Source organism: Exiguobacterium sp. QJM3NY_9 (assembly GCF_056173545.1).
The window spans coordinates 2,468,181-2,489,075 of record NZ_CM149679.1 but is presented as its reverse complement, the minus strand read 5'-3'; the positions used below and the strand labels follow the sequence as shown (position 1 = coordinate 2,489,075).

The following is a 20,895-nucleotide window of genomic DNA, read 5'->3' as shown; positions in this document are numbered from 1 at the left end:
TTGTAAACCACTACTGACGACCACTTAAAATACGTCGCAGTTGCTTGAGCGGGTTCGATCCATAGAACAGAACACCGCCTCGATAAAATTTCGTTCCGACGAACAGGGCAAGGGCGATACTCGCACCCATCAAGCCGACCGACAAGACGACTTGCCACATCGGGACGTCTGTCAGCATGACCCGTAAGAACATCAACATCGGGGTGAAGAACGGAATGAATGATAAGACGACGACCGCTTGATTCGTCGGAGCATTCAGACTGAACATCGAAATCGTGAAGGCGATGACGATCAACATGATGACCGGCAACGTCACTTGCTGCGCATCTTCGACCCGACTGACGAGTGACCCTAATGCTGCAAGTAACGTCGCATAGAGAAAATACCCGAGTAAGAAGAACAAGAATAAGTAACTGATTGTTCGGATGCCAAGTGAATCAAGTGCTAAACGATCAAACAGACTACTCTGCTTCCCACTGTAGTAACCGACGAGGATGAGGAGTGAAAGTTGAATCATACTGACCGTTGCAATCGACAGAATTTTAGCAAGCATGTGTTGGATAGGACTGACGGCAGAAATCAAGAGTTCCATGACCCGTGATGATTTTTCATTCGCAATTTCTGAGACAATCATCCCTCCGTAAATCGCAATCGTAAAGTACATCAAAAAGAGTAAAATATAGACGAGGGAAGAAGCAGCGAACAGTTCCTCTTCGCTTTTTCCGCCGGTTGACGTCAGTTCCTGCTTCATCGCGACAGGCTCGGCGATCGAGGCGAGAAGTGTAGGATCGATTTCCGCTTCGGCAATGATACGCTGATCACGCACTTGTTTCAGGGCGGCTGACAGTTGCATCTGAAGTTGCTGTTCCGGGCTTTCACTAATCAATGTGACGGCGTAAGGATCATCGGTCATCAGTGCAACGGCATCATACGTCCCTTTTTTTACGACGTCACGTGCTTCTTTTAAGGTGAAGTCTTTTTTATCGACGTCGGTTTTAATGCCACTTTCCTTTAGAACAGGAATGATGTCTGCATCAAGTGAACTGACAACGGCGATTTTAGGGTCATCTCCTGAAAACCAATCGATGATCCGTTCGATGTTCGTCAGACCGACTAAAAAGACGACAAGTAACACAGTCGAGATGAGAAAACTTTTCGACCGCAATTTTTGTAATAGACTAAAGCGATACAGGGTAATAAATTTACGGTTCATAACGTTTTCCGACCTCCTCGATGAAGATGTCCTGTAGGGAGAGTTGATCCCAGACGAAACGTTCGACGTGGAAACCTTCTGTAATTAAATGGCGAAGTAATCCGTCGGCGGCTTCTTTCGATTCGACTTGGAGCGTGTAGCCGGTGCCTTCCGTCTCGACCTGTAAAATACCAGGCAGTGCATCCCATAACAATGGTGGGGCATCAGTTGCTAACAAAACACGCGTTTTTCCGTAACCTGCCTTGATGTCTGGTAAGTAACCGGCGACAACGGGTTTTCCATGATCTAAAATCGCGACATGTTCGCATAATTCTTCGACATGATCCATCCGGTGACTTGAGAAGACAATCGTCGTCCCGTCCGTCGTCAGTTTCCGGACCGCTTTTTTAAGTTGTTCGACGTTGACAGGGTCAAGTCCGCTGAACGGTTCATCGAGAATCAACAGATCCGGCTTGTGCAGGACCGCAGAAATCAATTGGATTTTTTGCTGATTCCCTTTAGACAGCTGTTCGACACGCATCTTTTCATACTGAGGAATTTGAAAGTAATCCAACCATGCCAACAGAGACGCTTTAGCCTCTTTACGCCGCATCCCACGAAGCTCGGCTAAAAAGATTAATTGCTCGTCCACCCGAATCTTTGGATAAAGACCGCGTTCTTCTGGTAAATAGCCGATTTGCGAGAGGGGGATGGCTTTCCCTTTCCATGTGATTGATCCGGTCGTCGGCTGTAAGATACCGAGTAGCATCCGGAACGTCGTCGTCTTTCCGGCACCATTCGCGCCAAGTAATCCGAAAATCTGTCCTTCCGGAACTTGAAACGATAGCTCATCGACGGCTGTAAACTCGCCGAACTGTTTTGTGATGTTCTGTAGTTCTAGCATGTGAACCTCCTTGGCAGACTAAGTAGTCACTTCTCTTTACATTGTACCCTTACGTTAAAACTGGTTAAAGGTTCCATTTTAAAAGGTATACAATTGAGCATTTTTGTTTACTTTTAGTAATTTAGTTACTATTATCGTGTTAAAGGGAATGAACAAAAAGTGAGGAACAGCTTTATTTCCACGATCGGGGCGAATTCTTCGTAAAATCGCAACGAACGCAACATGCCGCACCAATCACAGTCAAGAAGGGGAGACTCGTATGATACATCTTTTTGAACAACCTAAAAAACAAGGCGCACCGATTTTCTTGCTTCTCCATGGCACGGGTGGATCGGAGCAAGATTTAATCGGACTCGTCCAATTACTTCATCCAGATGCCGGCTATCTCTCCGTTCGTGGAGCAGTCGCGGAAAATGGGATGCCGCGTTTCTTTAAACGCTTGGCAGAAGGCGTCTTTGACGAAGCCGACTTAGCCTTACGGACAAAAGAATTGATGGCATTCATCAAGGAAAAAAGTGAGACGTATCAATTTTCCGTTCAGGAATTAATTCCCGTCGGTTACTCGAATGGGGCAAATATCGCAGCGAACATGATGTTCGAAGAAGCCTTGTTTGCACATGCAATCTTGCTCCATCCGATGGTGCCGCGTCGTGGCGTTAAATTACCGGATAGTATGGGGGTCAACGTCTTTATCGGCGCAGGTATGAACGATCCGATTTGTGCCGCGAGTGAGACGGAAGAACTAAAAGAGCTGTTCGAAGGTGCGGGAGCACAAGTTAACGTGGCATGGTCGAATCAAGGACATCAGCTCGTCATGCCGACGATTGAAAGCGCGGCATCCTGGTTAAACAATCAATTGACACAATGAAAAAGCATCGAGAACTCAAGGGGCAGAATCCTGAGTTCTCAATGCTTTTTTCTTAAGCTGGATGGTCACTTTTCGGACGAGAATAAACAATCAAGATTCCTCGCTCAACGAGTTGCATTGCAAGTGTCTCTTTTGCCTCTTCAGAGATTTTCGTCTGCGTGATGTGTTTGTACAGGTGGCGGAGTTCGCGACGCATCGGTTTGCGGACGAGCCACATACTGTCGATGATCGAACACCACGTCAGGACGGTTTCTTGACCGATATAGAATTGCTTTTGCCGATTGAGATAACGAATCCACCATTCATCGCGAAGTATTTTTAAAGTAACGCCAGTAACAAAAATGATCAGAAGTGTCAGTGGAATTGTTTCATACAAAGGAAGACTTGTCAGGACATCACGAAGTCCTGTGACTAAGCTGAGCATCATCCAACCAATGAGCCCGATGACGAGCCAATAACCAAAGTTTAGTGTACTTCGTCGTTGCATCATGAGTTTCGGTTTCAAGAGTGGAGTGGCCATCAGAATCACCTCCTTGTGAAATAATCGAATTTTCTGACAATTTATAGTTGTCCTTCTACTATAGTTACTTTTTCCCTAAACGTCCAGTCATTAGACATGGAAAATGTGTTTCTTTCTTGACGATTTTCGTGTACGCTAAAAAAAGAAAGTGAACGGTTACATTAAAGGAGGAAAACAGATGGTGGATCAAGTCGTTTGGATCGCGGTTGGTATCGTCGCAATCGCTGTGTTCACAGCTTCAAGCGTTGCTGCGTACATGGGCGTTAAAAATCAAGAAGACTAAGAATTGGTCAGGCATCAGCTTCACCGAATCGCATCTTGACAAGCTCAAAGGACGATTCCGCTGTCGGAATCGTCCTTTTTAGATTTCGGAATACAATAAAAGCCAATCCGAATGATAAACGCATCATTCGGATCGACCGGATTTAACTTATTTATTTTCTGTGACGTCTATCTTTTCTGCATACGGTTTTAAGGCATCGCTCCACCGCAAGTAACCGCCACCGACGAGGTGCAACCCATCATACGTGAGGCGATTTTGGAGGTATCCTTGATCGTTCGTCAAGACCGGCCGTAAATCGACGAAGTCGGCATCGACCGATTCTGCGAGCTGCTTTAAATTACGGTTCAACGCTTCGACTTCACGGTTGACCCGGACGGAGTCGGAGTATTTCGGTGCGACGGGGACCGTTGACTGGATGACGACGTCGATGTTATTTTTTCGGAGTGTCGTCACGATTGTCGTCATATTCTCTGTAATCTTAGAGACGGGTGTAAAGTGCCGGATGTCATTGATACCACCCATCACGAAAACTTGTTTTGGTTCTAACTCAAGAATTAAGTCAAGTCGTGTCAAAAATCCTTCCGTCGTATCACCGGGAATCCCGAAATTAACGATCGATGAATCATTCATCAAAATCCGCCAGTCGCCAAAATGTGTCATCGAATCACCTAACATGACAGCATTCGGAGATTTTGGGTATTGATAAGTATGGAAGAGACTATTCAATCGGACATAGTTGGAGTTTTTTGTGTATTGGAATGTCGTAACAGGTTTCGAACTCATTGCAGGAAAGACGTCTTCGATTAAATCAAGGGGTTTACGTCCGAACAGTAGTGCAAGGAGAACGATGTTTATGACAACCGAGAGAATCAATAGTGCTTTTTTCATAAAACAATCGTTCCTTTCAGAGGAGTATAAGGGGTAGTGTAACATGAATCGAAATCCATGGTTCGACAATATTAAAGGATTTCTTGTCATTTTCGTTGTCATTGGTCATATGCTGACTGATATTCGGTTCGACTATGATGGCAAAGTGCTCGAGACGGTCTATTTAATTATTTATTCGTTCCACATGCCATTATTCATCATTTTGAGTGGCTACTTCTTTCGCGAAAACAAGTACTTACGGGTGATTCAATTATTTGCCGTCTATTGTGTCTGGCAAATTTTAATCGGGTCGTGGGCAACCTTCGGGGAAGGGTTACCCTTATTTTCCGGTCAAAATATTGGGACGCATTTGTTGCGTCCGTACTGGGCGCTTTGGTATTTGTTCGTCATGGTCGTCTGGTACATCGTCACACCATACGTCGTGCACTTGAGAGGGTATGTCTGGTTCGGTTTAGCGTTCGCCCTGTTATATGGCTTCGAACTTGAGAATACAGGATTCCTGGCATTACGGAAGTTAATCATGTTCTATCCGTTTTTCTTATTAGGGAACTATCTCTCGGAACACGAGTTCATCCGGATTTTTGAGATGCCAAAAAATTTCAAACGTCGGATGAACGTCCGGTTGCTGGGCGGACTCGCGTTCACTTCCGTCGTCGGTTTTTTATTGTTTCAAGCCTGGCGGGATACACCGCAAGAAGTCGTCGATCTTGCAAATGCCTTCAAACATCGTTTTCCTTACGTCGAACAATATGATAGTGATGCCTGGGTCGGGGTACTGAAGCATAGCGTCATCTATTTCTTATCGATCACGGCGTCACTCGGGTTCATGATGCTTGTGCCGATGCGCAGGCTACCACTCGTTACCCGGGCAGGGGAGCTGAGTCTCTACGTTTATCTTTTACACGTATTCTTCGTCATGGCTTGGCGACAATATGTAACGGATGCATTTGTAACAAAACCTTGGGTCGCCCTGTTAATCATTTTTGGCGTTGCGATTTTAATCGTCGGAATCATCGTTCACCCGGCGGTTGTTCGGATGTTACGTCCATTGATTGAAATCGACATCCGTCCGATTGTCGAGAAGCGGGAAGACCTTTCAAAAAAGGGTTAAATGCTATACACTTTAAAGTAGATGGATTAATAGATGAAGGGCGTGGAAAGTATGTCATATAACTTAAACAACGCGGATGGTGTCGTAAACGTTTCTCAGCAAGTAATCGAGGTCATCGCCGGAGTTGCCGTCAAGGAAACAGAAGGTATCGCATTTACGCAAGATGATTCGAAGCTGCAAGAAAAACAAATGGTCAAGCTCGTTAAGGTCGAAGATGTCGGAGGCGAGATTACGGTCAGCCTGGCTGTTCATATCAAGTATGGTATGTCGATCATCAAGACAGCAGGTAAAGTGCAAGAACGGATTGTGCAAGACATGGAAAACATGTTGGCATTCCCACCGAAAGCAGTGAATGTTCGAGTCATTGGTTTGTTAAAGGGATGATTTATATTCTGAAAAGACGACTACTGATGATAGTTTTTCATCAGTAGTTTTTTACAGAATATTTTTTGATAGCGCTTGCAAAAAAAGGTTGGAGGAGGTAAAATATTTCTTGAGGCAAGTGCAATCGTTTGCGCAAATCATTCGATTTCTTGTCTTTCATGTACGATGGATGAAAGGATGGATGTCGGATGGCACCAACGATTGAAGCGGTTATTTTTGACTTAGACGGCGTGATTACCGATACAGCCGAGTATCATTACTTAGCGTGGAAGCAACTCGGAGAGGAGCTTGAGATTCCGTTCGACCGGGATTTCAACGAAACACTTAAAGGTGTAAGTCGGACCGATTCGTTAGAGCGGATCTTGGCGCTCGGTGGAAAGCAGCATGCTTTCACGGAAGCCGAGAAAAACGCGCTTGCGACGAAAAAGAACGAGAACTACGTCGAGTTGATTCAACATATCTCAGAACAAGATATTCTTCCGGGAATTATTTCGTTCTTGGATGAAATTCGGGCTGCTGGGCTGAAAATCGGTATGGCGTCGGCTTCGAAAAACGCGCTGACGGTCGTTGAGGCACTAAAGGTCCGACACTATTTCGATGATATCGTCGATGCGGCAACAGTTGCTCAGTCTAAACCACACCCTGAAGTGTTTTTACGGGCAGCTGAAGCGCTTGACGTCGACCCGAGTCGCTGTATCGGTGTAGAAGATGCAGCAGCCGGTATTACGGCCATCCACGCGGCAGGCATGTATGCTGTCGGCGTCGGACCGGAAACGACGTTACATGAGGCAGACCATCGTGTCGATTCGACAGATTTGCTTTCCCTTGAGCAAATCTTAGCTAGTCGCTAACGACAACGTTCCATTCCCTGATGGTTCGTTGTTTCATCTGATTGATCTCTTTTCATGTGAGTCAAAAAGGACCGCTTCCCTGAGCGGTCCTTTTTGCGTGTAGACAAAGTGATATCGGGAGATAAAAGTGCCTTTTTTCGTTGCTTTTCCCGCAGGAGTCGCTGGAAAAGAGATGCGCCATTCAAATGATTTAGAGCGCGTTCTGTCTTGAATCGCTTCCAAAACGAAAAGCAAATTTCCGCGATGTGAGAGCATACTTATGTTGTCAACACATTTCAAATTGTAAGAAAAACCAAGTCCTCCTACTTATGTTTGAAGTAAGAGGACTTGGTTTTTTAGAGTGAAGAAAGAATACTATTAGCGACTGCATCCGCATACTTTTCCTGGTAATAAGATGACATGAGTTTAGCGCGATCTGAGGAGTTTGAAAGGAAACCCAGTTCAGTCAAGACGGCAGTAGCATTCGTATTACGTAAAACAGAAAGATTTCCGAACTTGATCCCACGGTCACGTAATCCGATTGTATTAACGAGGTTACGTTGGAGTTGATTAGCAAGATTGACGGAAGAGACGCCACGGTAATAGAAGTTTTCTGCGCCATATGCATCATTCGATGTAGCGGCATTGATATGAATGCTGACAAAAAGATTCGTTTTGTGAGCATTTGAAATTAAGCTACGTTCTGGTAAAGAAGGATAATAGTCATTTGTGTAACGCGTTAGTTTCACATCTACTTTGCTTGATAAACGTGATGCTACTAATTTCGCAACGGACATGACGATATCTCGTTCGTAGATGCCATACCGCGCAGCACCGACGTCATGTCCACCATGACCTGGGTCAAGCACTACTAGTGGACGGGCAGACATACTAGGTTGGAAGAGTGTAAGATATGTAGACTCAATATAACCGAAGCGACCATCTACTGTTCTTACTGCTACAAAACCGCGTGTTTTATGAAGTGAGTTCGACACGGTTACAGCTGTTCCACGTGGAAGTGTGCCAATTGATGAACTAAGTGAACTTGCTCCTGAACGGAGTGTGACTGTTGTTTTAAATGGCACTAAAACATACATTTTTGAACCAGTATAATCGACGGCATTACTCACTGGTAACGATGCAGAAGTTGAGTTCGGACTTGATTTTTTTAAGTAGCTCCCGGAAACATAACCCGTTTTGCCGTTGTAAGTGACTTTATACCAGTTGCCGATTCGATAATTAGAAGATACATTTTTTCCTTTTGGAATCGTTAAGAGTTTTTTCCCACTCACTGAAGCGGATGATCTTAGATTAAGTGAGTCAAGCGTAGTGTATGTGGTTTTAGTGAATGTCGTTCCTTTTGAAGTGGATGTTACTTTCTTTAAATAAGTACTTAAGACATAACCTGTTTTGCCGTTGTAAGTGACTTTATACCAGTTGCCGATTCGATAATTAGAAGATACATTTTTTCCTTTTGGAATCGTTAAGAGTTTTTTCCCACTCACTGAAGCGGATGATCTTAGATTAAGTGAGTCAAGCGTAGTGTATGTGGTTTTAGTGAATGTCGTTCCTTTTGAAGTGGATGTTACTTTCTTTAAATAAGTACTTAAGACATAACCTGTTTTGCCACTGTAAGTGACCTTGTACCAGTTCCCAGACCGATAATTAGAAGAAACTTTTTTTCCTTTTGGGATTGTTAGGAGTTTCTTTGACGACGTTGTAGTAGAAGATCGTAAATTAAGTGCATAGAGCGTTTGATAAGTCGCTTTTGAGATGGTCGTGCCACTTGCAGCAGAAACATCCTGCATCGGTGAAAATAGTGCAAATATTAAAACTGAAATCGTACTGAAGATAAGCAGATTAAATTGCTTTTTCATGGTAACATTTCTCCTTCTTTGATTGTATATACGATATAAAATAACTATATTACTAGGTTAATCACTTTAAAAATTATATGTTAAAAACAATAATTTCTATGTTCGATGTCGTCTCCTTTCTGTTAAGATAAAAATGGAAATCAATTAGAGGTAATAATTTGGTTAAGATTACAAAAAAGTTAAAAACTTAAGGAAATCATATATCATTTTGTAAAAATAGAGGTATAATAATTTCAAAAAACATACAATTGAAATATTTTTGAAATATTAAAGTATAATTTTAGGGAAGAGGGTAATGTGGATGCATGCTAACGAGCACATTTATAGAGAACTCATGGAAATTGAAGAAGAGTATAGACGTCTTCAAAGAAGAGCGGAATACTTGGTTGCAGAATTGAGCCGAATGAATAATGAAAGTGCGGAAGAGATTGCAGTTACTCAAGAACGCCCGTTTAAACAACGAAGAGTTAACCAACGTTATCCATTGGAAGTGTACGTACATCAAATCAGTGATCTTATGCGAGAGCGTGAATCGATGTCTGCTCGTGATATACAACTTGAACTAGAACTCCGTTATCGTCATCAAATCAGTAATATTTATCAATTGATGGCGAAAGTTGAACAAGCAAATCCTGCCATTAAAAAAGTTGGCCGTGGAATCTATACATATGATTCATCGGCAGAAGTTCCGATTTTTATGTAGTTTTATAAAAAAACGTGTCTTTATAAAAATAAAGACACGTTTTTTTGTGTTTTGTTCCAAATTAAAGTAATTTTTTAAGTAAATAAGTAAATTGTTTTTTAAAATATTGGTTTTATCTCTATCGTTCCAAATTTTAACTGATATAATGTAAAAGGAAATTTAAAATCATGTCAGCCCGATCTAAGATGGTCGTGGAGAGGAGAAATTTGTGTGCTTCAAATTATTAAAGATACCTTTAATGAACAGTCTAAGCGAATTAAAAATTATAATAAAAAAGTAAAGCAAATCAATGAATTAGAACCCCTTTATTCTTCCATGAGTGAAAAACAATTAAAGGAAACGAGTGCGGCATTACGACAGCGTGTACGTGATGGCGCATCGTTAGAAGACATTACAGTGGAGGCATTTGCGTTAGTTCGGGAAGCGAGTAAACGTGTCTTATCGATGCGTCACTATGATGTACAGCTGATTGGTGGACTCGCTTTACTAGACGGTCATATTGCCGAAATGGCAACAGGTGAAGGAAAAACGCTAGTTGCATCGTTACCAAGCTATACAAAAGCATTGTTTGGTAAAGGTGTTCACGTCATTACGGTTAACGATTATTTGGCGAAGAGGGATGTAGAACAAATCGGAGAAATTCATCGCTATTTAGGTCTGACAGTCGGGTTAAATGTATCTGACTTATTACCGGAAGAAAAACGAAAAGCGTATGCTGCGGACATTACATATGGTGTAGGAACAGAATTTGGATTTGATTACTTGAGAGATCATCTTGTTGGTCGGAAAGAAGATCGTGTTCAACGCGCTCATTATTTTGCAATTATAGATGAAGTCGACAGTATACTGATTGACGAGGCAAAGACGCCACTTATCATGGCCGGAAAAGGTTCTGTCCACGAAGGATTGCAAACAATCGCGAAAACGATTGTATCAACGTTCGAGAACGATAAAGAATATGAATATGATGAAGAAATAAAAGCAGTCTCGCTGACAGATGAAGGAATAACGCTTATCGAAGAAAAATTTGCGATCGACAATTTATTCGCAGCGGAACATCAAGTGCTCTATCACTACATCGTCCAAGCTGTACGTGCGCACGTCGTCATGCATCGTGATGTCGATTACATCGTCAAAGATGGAAAAATCGAGTTGGTTGATTTATTCACAGGACGGATCATGGAAGGGCGTAGCCTCTCCGATGGTCTCCATCAAGCGATTGAAGCAAAAGAAGGAATCGAGATTACGGAAGAAAACAAGACGACTGCTCAAGTCACGATCCAACATTACTTTAGAATGTATGAGTTGATTTCAGGTATGACTGGAACGGCACAGACGTCACGCCAAGAATTGTTGAAAACATATGGTATGGATGTTGTTCAAGTCCCGACAAATCGACCGCGGTTACGGATAGATGAGCCGGATCTGATTTATGCGACAAAGGCAGCTAAATATGCAGCGATTGCAGAATTGACGAAGGAAGCGTATCAAACTAAACAACCGATATTGATTGGGACGACGTCGATCGAACAATCGTTGATGGTCGCAAAAGCGTTAGATGGCCACAAGCTACCATATATGATTTTGAATGCAAAAACGGTCGATCAAGAAACGGAAATCATTAGAGAGGCTGGGCAAGCAGGACGAATTACGATTGCGACGAATATGGCAGGTCGAGGAACCGACATCGTACTTGATGAAACAGCGAAGTCTAATGGAGGATTGTTTGTAATTGGGACGGAACGCCATGAATCAATCAGAATTGACAACCAACTACGTGGGCGCTCTGGACGACAGGGAGATCCTGGTAAGAGTGTTTTTGTTGTCTCATTAGAAGATGATTTAGTGCGTCGTTTTGCGAAAGATCGACTTGAAAAAATTTTGAAGAAAAATAAAGTAAATGATGGACAGCCAGTGACACATAAAGATGCATACCAGCTATTGAACTATGCTCAAGAGACATGTGAAGGGACCGGTTACTCGATTCGTGAAGAACTCGTCAAACTTGATGATGTGTTACATCAGCACCGACTTGCGATTTACGCGATTCGAAATCAAGTGATTGATGCGCAAGAAATCGATACGCTCGTCCTTCCAATGGTTGAAAGAAGCGTTATTCGTTTAATCGAAGGATATCTTTCAGAAGATCTCGTTGTTGAAGAATGGCCAACATCTGAATTTGTTTTAGCAATGTCAGAATTATTGAATGTTGGCATCACATTCCCGGAAGATGTGGACAGTGTTGAAGAGGTCAAAAAAATATATGTGCAAGGTATTCGTGAAAATCAAGAAGATTTAGCACTTCAGTTGACCCATCCAGAAAGCATCGATGTAGTCCGCGACCAGTTGCTTGCGTCCATCGAAGAGTACTGGACAGAACATTTAACGACGATGAATACCTTAAAAGAAGGAATTCATCTGCGCGGTTATGGGCAGGAACAACCGGCAAGAATGTATGAAAAGGAAGGGTTAGAAATATTTAATTACACCATTGCAGAGATTGAATATCAAGTTGTCTATGTCTTACATCGATTGTCTGAATATATGTGGCATGAAGAGCAAATCAACTCGATAGAGGTGGAAGGGGATGAAATCGATGTTTAATCGTAGAAAAAATATTGTGATTGAAAAAACAACACCAGAACCAAAAGATTTTTTTAAACCAACATTAATTTTTACGGAAGACATGTTGCTTGAGAAGGAAGATGAATATTTATTCCGTTATCATGCCAACCAACTTCCTCCACTGCGTGTAAACCAATTGTCTGTCGAAGCGCTCCAAGTGGATGCTTCGAGTTACCCGGTCTCCATCATTTCTTTATTTAGAAATACGTTAGAGACATCTTTTCATATCGATGGTCTCCCTCTATTGGTTTTGGATGAGAACCAACAATTGATTGGAAGAAAAGTCTTAACGACAGAAGACATTCCAGAATTCGTCGCCATGAGTAGCATACCGTGTTGGCTAGATTTTCACGAAGACGAAATTTTTATACCTGATTCTGAAAAATTCCCGGGAAATATACAATTATTATTCAGCTTAGAAGAGACGTTCCATCTCGAAATGGATGAAGAACTGTTGTTAGAAGAGAACCGCCGTATTCAAAAAGCCTTTTATTCGACACCAACGTTGCAAACGGAAGAATTGAATGTGTTGAGCGTATCGGTCGAAAAGACGGAATCGGAAGTAATCGTCTTGTTGTTGATCCGTAATGGATACAATCGAGTCATTCATCTAGATGCTCTTCCGTTACAATTGTATTCCGGAGATATGGTCGTTAATTCTTATAGTGTAGAAGTGAATAAATCGATTGAAGCTCAGACGGCTGTATCCGTTAAAGTGCAGCTTGATGTAGCGAAAGCCTTTGATTTGGAACATCTATCTATTCGTATTTCAAAATAAGGTGTATTGCTTAAACATTTGTTTACAAAATAGGAACGGTGCATTTTCGAATTGAAATTATGATACAATTTGCGCAGGAGCGTGATGTTATTATGTTATGGACTGCGTCCATCGTCTGTTTTATCGCGGCCTTACTGATCACACCCGTCGTAAAACGCTTTGCGATTGCAGTCGGTGCCGTTGACAGTCCGGACGCGCGAAAAGTACATGTGCGAATCATGCCACGTCTAGGTGGGTTGGCGATTTATATCGCGTTCATGATTGGCTATTTTATTTTGCAACCTTCGAGTCCCTATGCGACTCATATTTTAGTCGGAGGATTCGTCATCATTTTGACGGGGGCCTTCGACGATCGATTCCAATTGAATGCCCGTTTGAAACTGATGGGGCAAATTGTTGCTGCCGTCATCGTCTTAAATGGAGGTATTCGAATCGAATTCATCAACTTGCCGTTTGATCAACAACTGTTTCTCGGTTGGTGGAGTGTGCCGTTGACGTTTCTTTGGGTCATCGGGATTACGAATGCCGTCAACTTGATTGATGGACTGGATGGACTCGCAGCCGGTGTCTCGAGCATCGTGTTGTTGACGTTGATCAGTCTTGCCGTCATCCAAGGAAATGTTTACGTGACGATCGTTGCGATTTTACTCTTGATGAGCACGCTCGGCTTTTTGTTCCATAATTTTTATCCGGCGAAGATTTTCATGGGGGATACGGGATCCTTATTCCTCGGTTACATGCTCGGGGTTTTATCGTTACTTGGTTTTAAAAACGTGACCTTGTTCTCGCTTGCCGTTCCGGTCATCTTGCTCGGGATTCCGATCTCCGACACGTTGTTTGCGATCGTCCGGCGTGTTCTTCAAGGGAAACCACCGTTCGCACCAGACAAAGCCCATCTCCATCATCGTCTGCTCGATCTTGGATTTACGATGCGCCAAGCTGTGCTCGTGATTTATGGGTTGTGTGCGATTTTCGGCATGACAGCGATTTTATTTTCACAAACCAATTCCATCGGGGCACTCGTTTCGTTAATTATGTTATTGATTGTGCTCGATATCTTAGTCGAATCCCTCGGACTACTTGGCGAACGCTATCGTCCGTTATTGAATTTACTCGAACGACTTACATCAAAATGACCAATCAGCCGCTCAAAATTTGATTTTTGGGCGGCTGATTGACGATTAAGGAGACTATTATGAATCCGATAGCGGAAAAAGAACGGATTATTTATTTGGATGTCCTCCGTGGTTTTGCACTGTGTGGGATTTTGCTCGTCAACATGCCGAGTTTTCTCGGGGAACGGTTCGTGTCCGATATGGGACAAGTCGACCGATTGCTCCGGCTTTTCTTTGATTTGTTCATTCAAACGAAGTTTTATACGTTGTTCAGCGCGTTGTTTGGTGCTGGCTTTATCCTCTTCATCGACCGGCTCCGTCAAAAAAAGCGTTCGCTGTGGATTTTTGTTCGCCGTTTGACGATTTTATTTGCGATTGGTCTCATTCATTTATTGTTTTGGGAAGGTGACATTCTCCAAACGTATGCGTTTTGCGGATTCCTTTTGTTACTCTTCGTCAAAACACGACCGCTGACCAAACTCTTCATCGGTCTTGCCCTCCAACTGTATACGGTCTCTCTCTATCTTTCAATTTATCTCTTTGCTCAATCAGAAGGCGATCGTTCCATCATTGAACCGGACGGTCGATTGACCGATCTTGTTGCTGGACGTGATCTCGGAGGTTATTTCATTTATCATGCGACCGTCCAATTGCCGGATGCACTCGGAAATACGTTGATGCTTTGGCCGGAAATTTTATCTCTCTTTTTAATCGGCGCCTATTTGATGGAACGCTTTTCAGTGCGGCCACCGACAACACGATTACTCATCGTAGGGTTCCTCGTAAGCTTGATTTTGTCACTCCCTGCACTAACGCAAATTATTCGCGTCCATCAAGGGCAGATCGCAGATGGACTAATCAATTACTTTTTCGTCTGGTTATCCGGACGGACGCTTGCCATTACTTATGCGACAGCCATCGCCTTGACCGTTCGAGCCGGCCTGCGAATGGAAGGGTTCCGCTTGCTCGGACGGATGGCGCTAACGAATTATTTGACGCACACACTCGTTTTTACAGTACTTGTTTTCTTATCCGGGACATACGGCACAATTCCGCTGTGGCAAGGGACATTAGGGGCTCTCATCTTACTAGGTTGCCAAACGTTCTTCTCGCGTTGGTATTTGCGACGACATCGTCAAGGGCCGATTGAAGCTTTGTGGAGAAAAGGGACATATGGAAAACAAAAGTCGACCGAACTGTGAGCTGTCACAAAAAATTTACAAACGTTGCGTATACTAAACGCTGGAGGTGGAGAAATGAGTAGATGGACAGAAATCTTCATCGTCTCTTTGAAGCTCGGCTTGACATCGTTCGGAGGTCCTGTCGCGCATCTCGGATACTTTTATGAAGAATACGTCAAACGAAGGAAGTGGATTGACGAGAAAGGCTACGCCGATCTTGTGGCACTTTGCCAGTTTCTTCCCGGTCCGGCATCGAGTCAAGTCGGGATGGGAATCGGGTTGATTCGTGGTGGCGTAGTCGGTGCAATCATTTCCTTTATCGGGTTTACATTACCATCGAGTCTGTTATTGATCATGTTCGCACTGCTTGCGACAACTTACGATTTGACCGATGCGGGATTCATTCACGGTCTGAAACTCGTCGCAGTGGCGATTGTTGCCGACGCTGTACTCGGAATGGGGATGAAGCTTGCTGTTGGACCCAAACGGTTAGCATTGATGCTACTTGCGCTTGCCGGTGTGTTAATCTTCGATCATCCGCTTGCACAAGTCGGTGTCTTACTACTGGCGGCATTGTTCGGATTATTCTTATTTAAAGTTGAACCACAATCTGGTCAACCGTTAGCCATTCACGTATCACGCGTGTGGAGCATCAGTGCGCTCATACTCTTTTTCGGTTTGTTGGTCGCGACACCGATTTTAGCAACGGTAGCGACGGGAAACATGCAGCTCGCGAGCATCATGTACAATGCCGGTGCACTCGTGTTTGGGGGCGGTCACGTCGTCTTACCGTTTCTCAACCAGGCACTCGTACCAGGATTTATGGACGGGACGAACTTTCTAGCGGGATATGCCGCGGCCCAGGCTGTTCCCGGTCCACTCTTTACATTTGCGACCTACCTCGGGACGGTCATTTCAGGTGTGTCGGGTGGTCTGCTCGCGACATTGGCGATTTTTTTACCCGGTTTTCTGCTCGTGATTGGCGTCGTCCCGTTTTGGGATCGCGTCCGAATGAATAAACAGGTCGGACGGATGTTGATCGGCGTCAATGCAGCGGTCGTTGGTTTGTTGTTAGCCGCCTTATATGACCCGATCTTTACATCGAGCGTCGAGACGAGTCTCGATTTCTTCGTCGCCTTCGGGCTCTTTTGTTTACTTCGTTTTTATAACCAGTCGCCGTTACGCATCGTGTTACTTGGAGCAGTGATTGGAATGGTGTTAAGCGGGATTGGTCTTACTTAAAAAAGGCAATCTACAGCCGCTTTAGAGCGCGTGATCGCTTTGTACAAAAAGTGCGAGCTTTCACGAGACTTGGATAGGTTTCAAGACGGCATGAGCGAAAAGGACGGAAATAGAAATGGCCGATGATTCCATAAAAGAGAGAATCATCGGCCATTTGATTGTTGTCGGAAACGTACGACATAAGGATTGATTTTACTCTGACTTATGAGTCAGCTCCATTGTTTCCAGTCTTACGCTTGAGGTGGACGAGGACGATGTCTTGCCGGACGGTCGTCGCGTCTTCGATGAAACCGAATTGATGGTAAAGCGCAATCGCCGGCGCGTTCATTTTTGCCGTTGAGACGAATCGCAGATCCTCTGCTGCAAGCGCATGGTGCAGTAAACGAGAGGCGACACCTTGCCGGAAAAAAGCGGGTGCGACGATCAGACGTGTAATCGTCTGATCGGAATACGTCAGGCAACCGATAAGTCCGGATTCGGACGTCAAGACGTAACCGAGAGGAGCTTCCTGCGTCAATTCAGCCGGTGTTTGGCGCAAAGGTGGAAAATCGGTCGTACCGATTAACTCCGCCTCTGTTTGATAAGCACGTTTTTGTAATGCGAACAACGCATCAAAGTCAGTTTGCTTCAGTCGACGTATCATCTGTTGCCCCTGAATCATCAGCCGATACCTCACTTGCCTGGTTCGTCGGCAGAGCGAGTTGTTCTTTTAGCATGTTTTTTGCTTCTTGAAGCGACTCTTCATCCAGCTTGTAGTAATAGCCGCCGTTGATTCGGGCATCCGATCCTTCTAAGTCGATCCGGTTGACGGTCGCGAGTGACTTGACGAACGGCTGCAGCTGGAATGCTTCCGTTAACGACATGTTCGTTTGGAAGTTATCGCCGGTCGCTTGCATCAATTGATTCAACTTTGTGATCGAACCGAGTGAAGTCGATTCATCGATGATGGCTTGTAAAATTTGTTGTTGGCGTTTTGTACGGCCGATGTCACCCTCGGGATCTTCGTAGCGCATCCGGGCATAAGCGAGTGCTTCTTCACCGGTTAATGTCTGAACGCCGGGATCGAGCTTGACGCCGCTCTGTTGATCAGATGAATCGAGTGTGTCGATCGGCAACTTGACGTCGACGTCGACTCCGCCAATTGCATCGACAATCGCGACGACACCATTAAAGTTGATTGAGCCATAATAGTCGATCGGGATATCGAGCAAGTTCTCGACCGTCTCAATCGTTGAATCGATTCCTCCGAACGCATACGAGTGATTAATTTTATCTTCATAGCCGACAGACGGAATCATGACGAGGGAATCCCGGGGGATACTCAACATGCTGACTTTCTTTTCCGCTTTATTGAAGGTGGCGACAATCATCGTGTCTGATCGTGAAGCAGTGTCACCAGGGCGTTCGTCCGTCCCGACGAGCAGGACGGAGAAATGATCTTTCGTCAAATCGACGGCCGCTGGACGTTTTTCTGATTTTTCACCACGGGATAATTTCACTTCTGTTTTGTTGGCTGTTTGAAAGGTTTTATGTGCGACGTAGGCGAACGTAGCGCCACCTGTGACTAAGACGATGAGAAATGCGGTGACGAAAATCTTAAACCAAGAGCGTTTTGACTTTCGTTTATTAGAACGAGATCGTGTAGAATCCTCCACTGTTCATTGCCCCTAACTTTACTGAATAATTAAAAAACTTTTAAATTCTTTACAAACAGTATAGCAGGTCGAGACAGAATGTCACGTCAGGTCACATCGTGCTCGATGTAGCGAGAACCATTTTCGTGTATCTTCGCTTGCCCATTCGTCAAGTTCGTCATCCACTCGATGAATGGGGCGAGATCGTTTGAATTGACGAGGACGTCGAGTTGAACATGATCGAGGTAATGGATTTGGTCGATAATGTGACGCGTCGCCCGGAGTTCATTTTCTAATTTTCCGAGCCATGTGTAATCGACCGTCACTTCAAGGAGGTCGTGGGAGACGCGTTCGATGACGCCGATTGTGTTCAATCCTTCTGAGACACTTGTGCCGTAAGCACGGATTAAACCACCGCCGCCGAGCTTGATTCCTCCGAAGTAGCGGGTGACGACGACAACCGTATTCCGGAGATTACGTTTTTTCAACACTTCGAGCATCGGAACGCCGGCCGTTCCACTCGGTTCACCATCATCATTCGCTTTTTGAATGTCATTTCGTTCACCGATGACGTACGCTGAACAATTGTGATTGGCGTCATGGTGTTGCTTTTTAATCGCCGCGATGAAGCCCTGTGCTTCTTGCTCAGAGGTAGCGCGTGCTAAATATGTAATAAATCGTGACTTTTGTATAATGATTTCATGGAAACCATTTTCTTTTACTGTATAATAATTAAATAATGACATAATCAAAAATGTCCTCCTCGTTAACTAGTTCTTTCTAGCATAACGACGAATCGGGAGAGAGACAACCACGGGGACTGGAGGGAGTAGCATGACGAATGAGATGAGGGAGCGGCTGTCCTTGAATGATATCGTACAGAACATCATTGGTGTCGTAGAAGAAAGTCGGGAAGAAATCGTTCGAATTACAGAAGATTCAAGAGAACAATACGCAGAAATCCAACAGGAGTTACGGGATTTGAAGACGCGTGTTCATGACTATATTAAAGAAGCCGAACGACTGGAACGACTGATCAAGGATTCAAAAGCACGACTCGTCGTCGTCAGCAAGAACTTCGATCATTACTCCGAACAAGACGTCAGAAGCGCCTACGAAACGGCGAATGCCCTTCAACTCGAGTCGTTCATCAACCAACGGGATGAAATGAACTGCCGAAAGCGGCGGGATGAACTCGAGCGTCGCTTAGTCCACCTCGATGAGACGATTGAGCGAGCCGATATGCTGATCAGTCGCGTCTCGGTTGTCCTGAATTTTTTGACGGACGATATGCAGGTCATGAATGAAAAGTATGAAAAGGCGATGCAAAAACAAGAGATGGGCTTAAAAGTATTTCAGTCGGCTGAAAATGAGCGACGGCGCTTATCTCGAGACATGCACGATGGACCAGCACAAACGCTTGCTCACGTTTTGATTCGTGCAGATTTGATTGAAAAGATTCACCAGCACAACGGAGCAGAAGCAGCCTTTGAAGAAATACATCGCCTCCGGACCTTGATTCGTGACGGGCTCGCGGATATTCGCCGGATCATTTATGATTTACGTCCGATGACACTTGATGATCTTGGATTTGTTCCGACACTCGAGCGTTATCTTCGTCATATGCAGGAAATTTCGAACATTCCGATTCATTTTAATTATCTTGGCGGTGGGGAGCGGATTGAGTCGACGTATGAAGTCGCTGTCTTCCGAATTGTTCAAGAAGCCGTCCAAAATGCAGTTAAGCATTCCAAAGCGAATGACATTCGTATTATCATAGAACAGTATCATCATTCTGTCCGTATTCATGTAAAGGACAATGGGATCGGGTTTGACTTTGATGAAATTTTCGCTTCGTGCGATGAGTCGTTCGGACTTGTTGGTATGCGTGAGCGAATTGAATTGATTGATGGTTCGTTTGAAATCGAAACGAAACCAGGCAAAGGAACGGTCATCAAGGTAGGGGTTCCGATCGAAGAATCCGAAGCGAGAGGGGAAACACAGTGAATAACGAGCAAGTAAAAGTAGTCATCATCGACGATCATCAGTTATTCCGGGAAGGCGTCAAACGGATTCTTGATTTTGAAGAAGAATTCATCGTTGTCGCGGAAGGGGCGAGCGGAGCGGAAGTGATTCCGCTCGTCGAAGCCCATCAACCGGATATCGTCTTAATGGATATTAATATGCCGCAAGTCAATGGTGTTGAAGCGACAAAACGTCTCATGGAGGTCCATCCGGATGTCCGCGTCATCATTTTGTCGATTCATGACGATGAGACGTACGTCATGCACGCGTTAGGCGCAGGAGCGGTTGGTTATCTTCTGAAAGAAATGGCGACGGATGAACTCGTGAATGCGATTCGTTCCGTCTATCGCGAAGGGGGATACGTCCACCCGAAAGTCACACCAAACCTTTTGCAAGAGTACCGTCGTTTGATGAAGATGAAACAAACGATGTCTTCCCAACCGATTGAAAAACGTGTCGCGGAAGCGCCGTTACACGTCTTGACGCGTCGTGAGTGCGAAGTACTGCAGTTGCTTGCTGACGGTTTCTCGAACCGGGCGATTAGTGATACGCTCTATATCAGTGAGAAAACAGTCAAAAATCATGTTTCCTCAATTTTGCGGAAAATGAATGTACCCGACCGGACAGGTGCTGTCGTCGAAGCAATTCGACGCGGCTGGGTCGTCGTCGTATAATAAAAAGACGGTTGCCAAAGCGGCGCCGTCTTTGTTTTTGTATCGAAACGAACTATGATAC

20 protein-coding genes are annotated in these 20,895 nt (G+C 44.4%); 12 read left to right on the top strand and 8 right to left on the bottom strand.

Annotated features, from left to right (window positions below; all coding sequences use genetic code 11):
• Positions 1-10: 10 nt before the first annotated feature.
• Both AC0VYQ_RS12760 and AC0VYQ_RS12755 read right to left on the bottom strand, forming a co-directional pair.
• On the bottom strand, positions 11-1,213 hold the full coding sequence (locus tag AC0VYQ_RS12760; RefSeq protein ID WP_475403707.1) for an ABC transporter permease: 1,203 nt from the start codon (positions 1,211-1,213) through the stop codon (positions 11-13).
• A complete protein-coding gene (locus AC0VYQ_RS12755; RefSeq protein ID WP_475403706.1) occupies positions 1,203-2,096 on the bottom strand; it encodes an ABC transporter ATP-binding protein in 894 nt (297 codons plus the stop codon). Before AC0VYQ_RS12755 ends, AC0VYQ_RS12760 begins: the two co-directional genes overlap by 11 nt.
• 259 nt (positions 2,097-2,355) lie before the next feature.
• On the opposite strand from AC0VYQ_RS12755, the gene AC0VYQ_RS12750 reads away from it, so the two are divergent.
• Positions 2,356-2,964: an alpha/beta hydrolase gene (locus AC0VYQ_RS12750; protein ID WP_475403705.1), complete on the top strand. Its 609-nt coding sequence runs from the start codon at positions 2,356-2,358 to the stop codon at positions 2,962-2,964.
• 52 nt (positions 2,965-3,016) lie between these two features.
• Here AC0VYQ_RS12750 and AC0VYQ_RS12745 read toward each other — a convergent pair whose 3' ends face one another.
• A complete protein-coding gene (locus AC0VYQ_RS12745; RefSeq protein ID WP_475403704.1) occupies positions 3,017-3,484 on the bottom strand; it encodes a hypothetical protein in 468 nt (155 codons plus the stop codon).
• Positions 3,485-3,914: 430 nt separating this feature from the next.
• Entirely contained in the window at positions 3,915-4,655 is a 741-nt protein-coding gene (locus tag AC0VYQ_RS12740) for an SGNH/GDSL hydrolase family protein (protein ID WP_029331492.1), read from the bottom strand.
• Between the two features lie 43 nt (positions 4,656-4,698).
• Here AC0VYQ_RS12740 and AC0VYQ_RS12735 point away from each other — a divergent pair, with 43 nt between their 5' ends.
• The 3 genes from AC0VYQ_RS12735 to pgmB all read left to right on the top strand — a co-directional run bounded on the left by AC0VYQ_RS12735 (position 4,699) and on the right by pgmB (position 7,001).
• Entirely contained in the window at positions 4,699-5,766 is a 1,068-nt protein-coding gene (locus AC0VYQ_RS12735) for an acyltransferase family protein (protein ID WP_475403703.1), read from the top strand.
• Between the two features lie 51 nt (positions 5,767-5,817).
• Positions 5,818-6,150: an Asp23/Gls24 family envelope stress response protein gene (locus AC0VYQ_RS12730; RefSeq protein ID WP_475403702.1), complete on the top strand. Its 333-nt coding sequence runs from the start codon at positions 5,818-5,820 to the stop codon at positions 6,148-6,150.
• A 188-nt stretch (positions 6,151-6,338) separates the two neighbouring features.
• Entirely contained in the window at positions 6,339-7,001 is a 663-nt protein-coding gene (gene pgmB, locus AC0VYQ_RS12725; protein ID WP_475403701.1) for a beta-phosphoglucomutase, read from the top strand.
• 335 nt (positions 7,002-7,336) lie between these two features.
• On the opposite strand, the gene AC0VYQ_RS12720 is transcribed toward pgmB, so the two are convergent.
• The gene (locus AC0VYQ_RS12720; protein WP_475403700.1) at positions 7,337-8,857 is read right to left on the bottom strand and encodes an N-acetylmuramoyl-L-alanine amidase; all 1,521 of its coding nucleotides are present in this window, start codon (positions 8,855-8,857) and stop codon (positions 7,337-7,339) included.
• 301 nt (positions 8,858-9,158) lie between these two features.
• Between AC0VYQ_RS12720 and AC0VYQ_RS12715 the strand changes: the two genes are divergently transcribed.
• The 6 genes from AC0VYQ_RS12715 to chrA all read left to right on the top strand — a co-directional run bounded on the left by AC0VYQ_RS12715 (position 9,159) and on the right by chrA (position 16,501).
• Positions 9,159-9,560 carry a Rok-like winged helix domain-containing protein gene (locus AC0VYQ_RS12715; RefSeq protein ID WP_475403699.1) on the top strand — a complete coding sequence of 134 codons (402 nt, stop codon included), beginning with the start codon at positions 9,159-9,161 and terminating at the stop codon, positions 9,558-9,560.
• Between the two features lie 210 nt (positions 9,561-9,770).
• Positions 9,771-12,164 carry an accessory Sec system translocase SecA2 gene (gene secA2, locus AC0VYQ_RS12710; RefSeq protein ID WP_475403698.1) on the top strand — a complete coding sequence of 798 codons (2,394 nt, stop codon included), beginning with the start codon at positions 9,771-9,773 and terminating at the stop codon, positions 12,162-12,164.
• Positions 12,157-12,963, top strand: coding sequence for an SLAP domain-containing protein (locus AC0VYQ_RS12705; RefSeq protein ID WP_475403697.1), 807 nt, complete (start codon positions 12,157-12,159; stop codon positions 12,961-12,963). Before secA2 ends, AC0VYQ_RS12705 begins: the two co-directional genes overlap by 8 nt.
• A 92-nt stretch (positions 12,964-13,055) precedes the next feature.
• Positions 13,056-14,099, top strand: a complete 1,044-nt coding sequence (locus AC0VYQ_RS12700; RefSeq protein WP_088837805.1) for a glycosyltransferase family 4 protein — start codon at positions 13,056-13,058, stop codon at positions 14,097-14,099.
• 59 nt (positions 14,100-14,158) lie between these two features.
• The gene (locus AC0VYQ_RS12695; protein WP_475403696.1) at positions 14,159-15,280 is read left to right on the top strand and encodes a DUF418 domain-containing protein; all 1,122 of its coding nucleotides are present in this window, start codon (positions 14,159-14,161) and stop codon (positions 15,278-15,280) included.
• Positions 15,281-15,334: 54 nt separating this feature from the next.
• Positions 15,335-16,501, top strand: coding sequence for a chromate efflux transporter (chrA, locus tag AC0VYQ_RS12690; RefSeq protein WP_475403695.1), 1,167 nt, complete (start codon positions 15,335-15,337; stop codon positions 16,499-16,501).
• 202 nt (positions 16,502-16,703) lie between these two features.
• Here the strand turns inward: chrA and AC0VYQ_RS12685 are convergent, their stop codons facing one another.
• The 3 genes from AC0VYQ_RS12685 to AC0VYQ_RS12675 form a co-directional block, all read right to left on the bottom strand.
• Entirely contained in the window at positions 16,704-17,144 is a 441-nt protein-coding gene (locus AC0VYQ_RS12685) for a GNAT family N-acetyltransferase (RefSeq protein WP_475403694.1), read from the bottom strand.
• Positions 17,119-18,156 (bottom strand): LCP family glycopolymer transferase, encoded by a 1,038-nt coding sequence (locus AC0VYQ_RS12680; RefSeq protein WP_475403693.1) that lies wholly within the window; start codon positions 18,154-18,156, stop codon positions 17,119-17,121. Before AC0VYQ_RS12680 ends, AC0VYQ_RS12685 begins: the two co-directional genes overlap by 26 nt.
• An 86-nt stretch (positions 18,157-18,242) precedes the next feature.
• Positions 18,243-18,881 carry a YigZ family protein gene (locus AC0VYQ_RS12675; RefSeq protein ID WP_475403692.1) on the bottom strand — a complete coding sequence of 213 codons (639 nt, stop codon included), beginning with the start codon at positions 18,879-18,881 and terminating at the stop codon, positions 18,243-18,245.
• 88 nt (positions 18,882-18,969) lie between these two features.
• On the opposite strand from AC0VYQ_RS12675, the gene AC0VYQ_RS12670 reads away from it, so the two are divergent.
• Positions 18,970-20,142 carry a sensor histidine kinase gene (locus AC0VYQ_RS12670; RefSeq protein ID WP_475403691.1) on the top strand — a complete coding sequence of 391 codons (1,173 nt, stop codon included), beginning with the start codon at positions 18,970-18,972 and terminating at the stop codon, positions 20,140-20,142.
• On the top strand, positions 20,139-20,834 hold the full coding sequence (locus AC0VYQ_RS12665; protein WP_088837798.1) for a response regulator: 696 nt from the start codon (positions 20,139-20,141) through the stop codon (positions 20,832-20,834). The genes AC0VYQ_RS12670 and AC0VYQ_RS12665 overlap by 4 nt, the downstream gene beginning before the upstream one ends.
• The last annotated feature ends 61 nt before the right edge of the window (positions 20,835-20,895 follow it).

Excerpts from the sequence above, each read along its gene's own strand:
- AC0VYQ_RS12760 (WP_475403707.1), bottom strand. The coding sequence starts at position 1,213 with ATGAACCGTAAATTTATTACCCTGTATCGCTTTAGTCTATTACAAAAA.
- AC0VYQ_RS12755 (WP_475403706.1), bottom strand. The coding sequence starts at position 2,096 with ATGCTAGAACTACAGAACATCACAAAACAGTTCGGCGAGTTTACAGCC.
- AC0VYQ_RS12750 (WP_475403705.1), top strand. The coding sequence starts at position 2,356 with ATGATACATCTTTTTGAACAACCTAAAAAACAAGGCGCACCGATTTTC.
- AC0VYQ_RS12745 (WP_475403704.1), bottom strand. The coding sequence starts at position 3,484 with ATGGCCACTCCACTCTTGAAACCGAAACTCATGATGCAACGACGAAGT.
- AC0VYQ_RS12740 (WP_029331492.1), bottom strand. The coding sequence starts at position 4,655 with ATGAAAAAAGCACTATTGATTCTCTCGGTTGTCATAAACATCGTTCTC.
- AC0VYQ_RS12735 (WP_475403703.1), top strand. The coding sequence starts at position 4,699 with ATGAATCGAAATCCATGGTTCGACAATATTAAAGGATTTCTTGTCATT.
- AC0VYQ_RS12730 (WP_475403702.1), top strand. The coding sequence starts at position 5,818 with ATGTCATATAACTTAAACAACGCGGATGGTGTCGTAAACGTTTCTCAG.
- pgmB (WP_475403701.1), top strand. The coding sequence starts at position 6,339 with ATGGCACCAACGATTGAAGCGGTTATTTTTGACTTAGACGGCGTGATT.
- AC0VYQ_RS12720 (WP_475403700.1), bottom strand. The coding sequence starts at position 8,857 with ATGAAAAAGCAATTTAATCTGCTTATCTTCAGTACGATTTCAGTTTTA.
- AC0VYQ_RS12715 (WP_475403699.1), top strand. The coding sequence starts at position 9,159 with ATGCATGCTAACGAGCACATTTATAGAGAACTCATGGAAATTGAAGAA.
- AC0VYQ_RS12705 (WP_475403697.1), top strand. The coding sequence starts at position 12,157 with ATGTTTAATCGTAGAAAAAATATTGTGATTGAAAAAACAACACCAGAA.
- AC0VYQ_RS12700 (WP_088837805.1), top strand. The coding sequence starts at position 13,056 with ATGTTATGGACTGCGTCCATCGTCTGTTTTATCGCGGCCTTACTGATC.
- AC0VYQ_RS12695 (WP_475403696.1), top strand. The coding sequence starts at position 14,159 with ATGAATCCGATAGCGGAAAAAGAACGGATTATTTATTTGGATGTCCTC.
- chrA (WP_475403695.1), top strand. The coding sequence starts at position 15,335 with ATGAGTAGATGGACAGAAATCTTCATCGTCTCTTTGAAGCTCGGCTTG.
- AC0VYQ_RS12685 (WP_475403694.1), bottom strand. The coding sequence starts at position 17,144 with ATGATACGTCGACTGAAGCAAACTGACTTTGATGCGTTGTTCGCATTA.
- AC0VYQ_RS12675 (WP_475403692.1), bottom strand. The coding sequence starts at position 18,881 with ATGTCATTATTTAATTATTATACAGTAAAAGAAAATGGTTTCCATGAA.
- AC0VYQ_RS12670 (WP_475403691.1), top strand. The coding sequence starts at position 18,970 with ATGACGAATGAGATGAGGGAGCGGCTGTCCTTGAATGATATCGTACAG.